Annotated in this window: 2 protein-coding genes and 1 pseudogene; all 3 read left to right on the top strand. The window is 70.6% G+C overall.

Features of this window, described 5'->3' with window-relative positions:
- A pseudogene (locus tag BFF76_RS28775) lies at positions 1 to 413 on the top strand (hypothetical protein); the annotation flags it as partial.
- Positions 410 to 1,825, top strand: coding sequence for an MDR family MFS transporter (locus BFF76_RS28770; RefSeq protein WP_065849390.1), 1,416 nt, complete (start codon positions 410 to 412; stop codon positions 1,823 to 1,825). The pseudogene BFF76_RS28775 and the gene BFF76_RS28770, both read left to right, overlap by 4 nt.
- A 294-nt stretch (positions 1,826 to 2,119) precedes the next feature.
- Positions 2,120 to 5,128 carry a 3-keto-alpha-glucoside-1,2-lyase-like domain-containing protein gene (locus BFF76_RS28765; protein ID WP_065849389.1) on the top strand — a complete coding sequence of 1,003 codons (3,009 nt, stop codon included), beginning with the start codon at positions 2,120 to 2,122 and terminating at the stop codon, positions 5,126 to 5,128.
- The last annotated feature ends 188 nt before the right edge of the window (positions 5,129 to 5,316 follow it).

The raw sequence follows: 5,316 nt of genomic DNA, 5'->3' as shown, positions 1-5,316 counted from the left end.
CCGTGCCCGTACGGGCACGGCTCGAAGGCACCCTCGCGGACGCGCTCGCCGGACTCCAGGCCGGGCAGCGGGCCCTGGTGGAGCACCATCACGTGGCCCTGTCCGACCTGGAACGGCTCACCGGGCGGCGCAGGCTCTTCGACAGCCTGGTGGTGTTCGAGAACTACCCCGTCGACCCGGAACGCCTGCGCGAACCCGCACCAGGACTCACAGTCGTCGGAACCCGCTTCCGTGAGGCCACCCACCACCCGGTGACCCTGACGGTCATGCCCGACGGCGACGGCTGGACCGGGGTGCTCGCCCATCGCGCCGGAGTGGAGACCGACGGGCTCGCCGAGGAGCTGCTCGATCTCCTCCGGGCCATGGACAAGCACCTCGACAACGACGTACGCGAGCTCCTGGAGGACCGATGAGCGGGGGACCGGCGAGCGGAGACGTCGCGCCGTCCGCCGAGCGGATCGACCGGCAGCTGATGCGGGTCGCGTACATCCTGGTGCTCGGCACCTTCATGGCCTCGCTGGACGCCACCATCGTCAGCGTCGGAGTCGACGCCCTGGCCGAGGAGTTCGGCGCCTCCGTGGCGGAGATCCAGTGGGTCACCACGGCCTACCTGCTCGCCGTGGTCGCCGCCGTACCCGCGTCCGGCTGGCTGGCCGGACGGTTCGGCGGGCGGCGGACGTGGCTCGTCGCGGTGGGGGTGTTCCTGCTGGGCTCGGTCCTCTGCGCGGTGGCCTGGTCGGTGACCAGCCTGATCGTCTTCCGCGTGGTCCAGGGCCTCGGCGGCGGGCTGCTGCCCGCGACCGGGCAGGCGCTGCTGGCCCGGGTCGCGGGCCCCACCCGAATCGGGCGGGTGATCAGCGTCGTCGCCGTCGTCCCCCTGCTGGCCCCGGTGTTCGGCCCGATGGCCGGCGGCTCCATCCTCAGCGTGGCGCCGTGGCCGTGGCTCTTCCTGGTCAACCTGCCCATCGGGCTGGCCGTCGTCCTGCTCGCCCGCCGCCATGTGCCCGCGGTGCCGCCGTCGACCCGGCGGACGGCGTTCGACCTGCGGGGGGCCCTGCTGCTCTCGCCCGGACTCGCCGTGCTGGTGTACGGGCTGACCGAGGTGGCCCACGGCCGTACCCTCCCCGCGGTGGCCGGTGTCGCGGCCGGGCTCGCGATGCTGGCCGGCTTCACCGTGCACGGCCTGCGGACCCGGCTCACCCCGCTGGTTGACCCCCGGCTGTTCACCCGGCCCCCCTTCGGTGCCGCCGCGCTCGCGCTGCTGGTACTGGGTGCGTCGGTCTTCGGCACGATGTTCCTCCTGCCCCTGTACTTCCAGACAGACCGCGGGCTGTCGGCCTGGGAGGCCGGGCTGCTGCTCGCCCCCCAGGGACTGGGTGCCGCGGTCGGATCGGTGCTGGTCAACCGCACCATCGACAAGGTCGCGCCGCGGACCTTGGTGGTGACGGGCGTCGGCCTGATCCTTGCGGGCACGGTTCCGTTCACGCAGCTCGGCCACCAGCTGCCGGACGCCGCGATCGTCACGGCTCTCGCCGTCCGCGGCCTCGGCATGGCGATGGTCGGCGCACCCGTGATGAACATCGTCTACAGCCGCATCGAGCCCGAACAGCTGCCCCGTGCGTCCGGTGCGCTCAACCTGCTGAGCACGGTCGGCGGTTCGCTGGGAACCGCCACGCTCGCCGTGGTCCTGCAGAGCAGGCTCTCCGCGCGCGGTCCGGACATCGCCTCGGCCTTCGCCGACACCTTCTGGTGGGTGTTCGGCTTCTGCGTGCTCGCGGCGGCCGGGGCCACGAGGCTGCCCCGGACCCAGGCCGGAAAGCCATGATGTGTCCACGCCGGTACCGGCCGGTCCTGCCGCGCCGTCAGCCCGCTACGGCGGCAACGGTCTTGCCGTAAGGCCTGCGAAGGTCCGCGCCGGGGGCGCAGAGCCGTACCCCCGTCCCTTTCGCGTTACCCGCCGCAGGTCCGCGAAGGTGTGGGCCGAACTTTGAACTCACAGATGACAAAGTATGGACTTCCTCAGCAGAAGTCCCCTAGCGTTGCGGCGCCACCGTAGGCGTATTGCTGTTTCGCGGTTCAGTACAGCCCGACCGGAGTGCGACCCCCTTCTGGAGGACCCATGCATCCACGGCTGCTTCTACGTGCCCGGAGACGACTCACCACCCTGCTCGTCGGAGGTTTCCTCGCAGGAGGCGTCTGGGCCGGCCCCCCGGCCGCCGCCGCGCCCGACGCCATCCCGCCCCAGGAACCGGGCGTCACCCTGCGCGTCTTCGACACACAGGTGCCACTCAGCTCCCTGTGTACGCTCAAACCCGGCCAGACGCCCAACCACGACAAGCTGATGTCGACCGTGGACTGGTCGACGGTCGACGACTTCGGCGGCTTCGCCGACAACTTCGTGGCCGAGGCCTCCGGCTATCTGGTCGTCCCCGCCGACGGGACGTACACCTTCCGGCTCAACAGCGACGACGGCTCGCGGCTCACCATCGACGACCGTGAGGTGATCGACCACGACGGCCTGCACGGCGCCGAGCCCAAGGACGGTTCCGTCCAGCTCAACGCCGGGTCGCACCCGTTCAAGGTCGACTACTTCGAGCGGGGCGGCGAGCAGCAGCTGACGCTCGCGTGGAGGCCGCCGGGCGCGCAGGAATTCGGAGTCGTCCCCCGCGAGGCCCTGAGCACGGACGCCGAGGTCGTCCGGGTCACCGCGCCCGGCCGCAAGGAGTGCGAATCCGGCGCGGACAGCCCCGGCGACGGTCTGCCGCTCGCCGGTGTGCGCCCCGACCTCGACCTCACCGATCTGCGCCCGGACGGCTTCGAACCGCAGGTCACCGGCATGGACTGGCTGCCTGACGGACGTCTGGCACTCTCCACGTGGGGTGGATCCGAGAGCCGTACGGGCGAGGTGTACCTCCTGGACCATGTCACGGGTGACACCAGCCGGGAACAGGTGACGGTGAAGAAGGTCGCCGAGGGTCTCCGGGAGCCCATGGGCATCAAGTACGTCGACGGATCTCTGTACGTCTCGCAGAAACACGAGCTGACGCGACTCGTCGACACGGACGGGGACTTCGTCACCGACGAATACCGAACGGTCGCCACCTGGCCGTACGGCGGGAACTTCCACGAGTTCGCCTTCGGGCTGCTCTACCGTGACGGCCACTTCTACGTGAACCTGTCCGTCGCCATCAACTACGGCGGCGCGACCACCGTTCCGCAGCCGGCGCCGGGCCGCGGGGCGACGTACAAGGTCAGCAAGAAGACGGGCAGGATCGAGCCGGTGGCGGGCGGCCTGCGGACCCCGAACGGGATCGGCAGGGGCCCCGGCGGCGACATCTTCACCACCGACAACCAGGGTGGCTGGCTGCCCGCGTCGAAACTCGTCCAGATCAAGAAGAACCGATTCTTCAACCACTACACCGAACCGTCGGGCCCGTTCGACGCCCAGCCCGTCACCCAGCCGGTGCTCTGGCTGCCCCAGAACGAGATAGCCAACTCGCCCAGCACACCGCTGCACCTGACGGAGGGCCGGTTCGCCGGCCAGATGCTGATCGGCGACGTCACCTACGGGGGACTCCAGCGCGCCTACCTGGAAAAGGTGAAGGGCCAGTACCAGGGGGCCGTGTTCCGTTACACGCAGGGACTCGAAGCCGGCGTCAACCGCATCACCATGGGGCCCGACGGTGCGATATACGCGGGCGGTCTCGGCGCCGACGGCAACTGGGGACAGGAGGGGAAGCTGAAGTTCGGGCTGCAGAAGCTCGCGCCGAACGGGGGCAACACCTTCGACATCAAGGAGATGCGCGCCGTTCCCGGCGGCTTCGACCTGGAGTACACCCAACCGCTCTCGAAGGCCACCGCGGAGCAGTTGACGTCCCGCTACCGGGCCGACCAGTGGCGCTACACCCCGACGTCCGACTACGGCGGCCCGAAGATCGCCGAGGAGCAGCTCGCCGTGCGTTCGGCGACCCTCGCCGACGACAGTCGCACGGTGCGGCTGCGACTCGACGGGCTGAAGCCCGGCCGGGTCGTGCACCTGCGCTCTCCGCGTCCCTTCGCCTCCGCGTCCGGGGAGGCACTGTGGAGCACGGAGGCCTGGTACACGCTCAACACGCTGCCGGGCAAGCAGCCGCCGCCGGCCACCCTGTACGAGGCGGAGGAGGCGCGGCTCACGGGAGCGGCCGGCGTCGACACCGACCACTCCGGCTACTCGGGCAGCGGTTTCGTCGACAACTACAGCACCGAGGGCAAGGCCGCGACGACCTTCGACGTGCTGGCCGCCAAGGCCGGCGAGTACGACGTGAACCTGCGCTACTCCAACGGCCCCGACCCGTTCCGGGGCACCAAGTCCCTCTCCCTCCACGTCAACGGGAAGAAGCTGGGGCAGACCGAACTCGCCTCGACCGGCACCTGGGACGCCTGGTCGACGCGGACCGAGCGGATCCGCCTGCACGCCGGGCCCAACACCATCTCCTACCGCGTGGATCCGGGTGACACCGGACACGTCAACCTCGACCTGATCACCGTGCTCCCCCATGGCGCCCCCGTCTCCCTCTTCGACGGCACCACCGCCTCCCAGGAGCAGTGGCAGCACACGGACGGCCGGCGAGTCGAGTGGCCGCCGGCCCCGGAGCGGTCGATGGAGGTGTGCTGCGGTGACATCCGCACCAAGGACGCCTACCAGGACTTCAAGCTGCGACTGGAGTTCCGGGTGCCCCTGCTGCCTGACGACGTCACCGGCCAGGACCGCGGCAACAGCGGCATCTATCTCCAGGACCGCTACGAGCTCCAGATCCTCGACTCGTACGGTGACACGACCCCCGACACGAACGAGGCCGGGGCGATCTACCAGAAGAAGGCACCGGACCTCAACCCGGCCACCGCCCCGGAGACCTGGCAGACGTACGAGGTCACGTTCCGCGCGGCGCGCTTCGACGACAGCGGCGACAAGACCGCCGACGCGCGCGTGACGGTGGTGTGGAACGGCAAGAAGGTCCACGACGACATCGCGATCGACGGACCGACCGGTGCGGGTGTGCCGGAGGGGCCGTCGGCCGGAGCGATCCGTCTCCAGGACCACGGGAACAAGGTGCGATTCCGCGACATCCGGATCGAACCGCTGAGCTGAGCCCCGGGCTCCACCGCCGACGCGGGACACCTGCGAACCGTGGGTGCCCCGCGTCGCACTGCTCGTGCGGGGGGCGGGGGGCGGGGTGCGGGGTGCGGGGGTCAGGCGGGAGGGGCGTCCGACGCGTGCCAGGCGGTGCCGATGCCCTCCAGCCATGCCGGGGGCAGTTCCGCGCGCTCCCATTCCGC

Origin of the sequence: Streptomyces mutomycini (assembly GCF_001700505.1) — a bacterium.
In the GTDB taxonomy this organism is placed as follows: domain Bacteria; phylum Actinomycetota; class Actinomycetes; order Streptomycetales; family Streptomycetaceae; genus Streptomyces; species Streptomyces mutomycini.
This window is presented reverse-complemented; position numbering and strand designations above follow the sequence as displayed.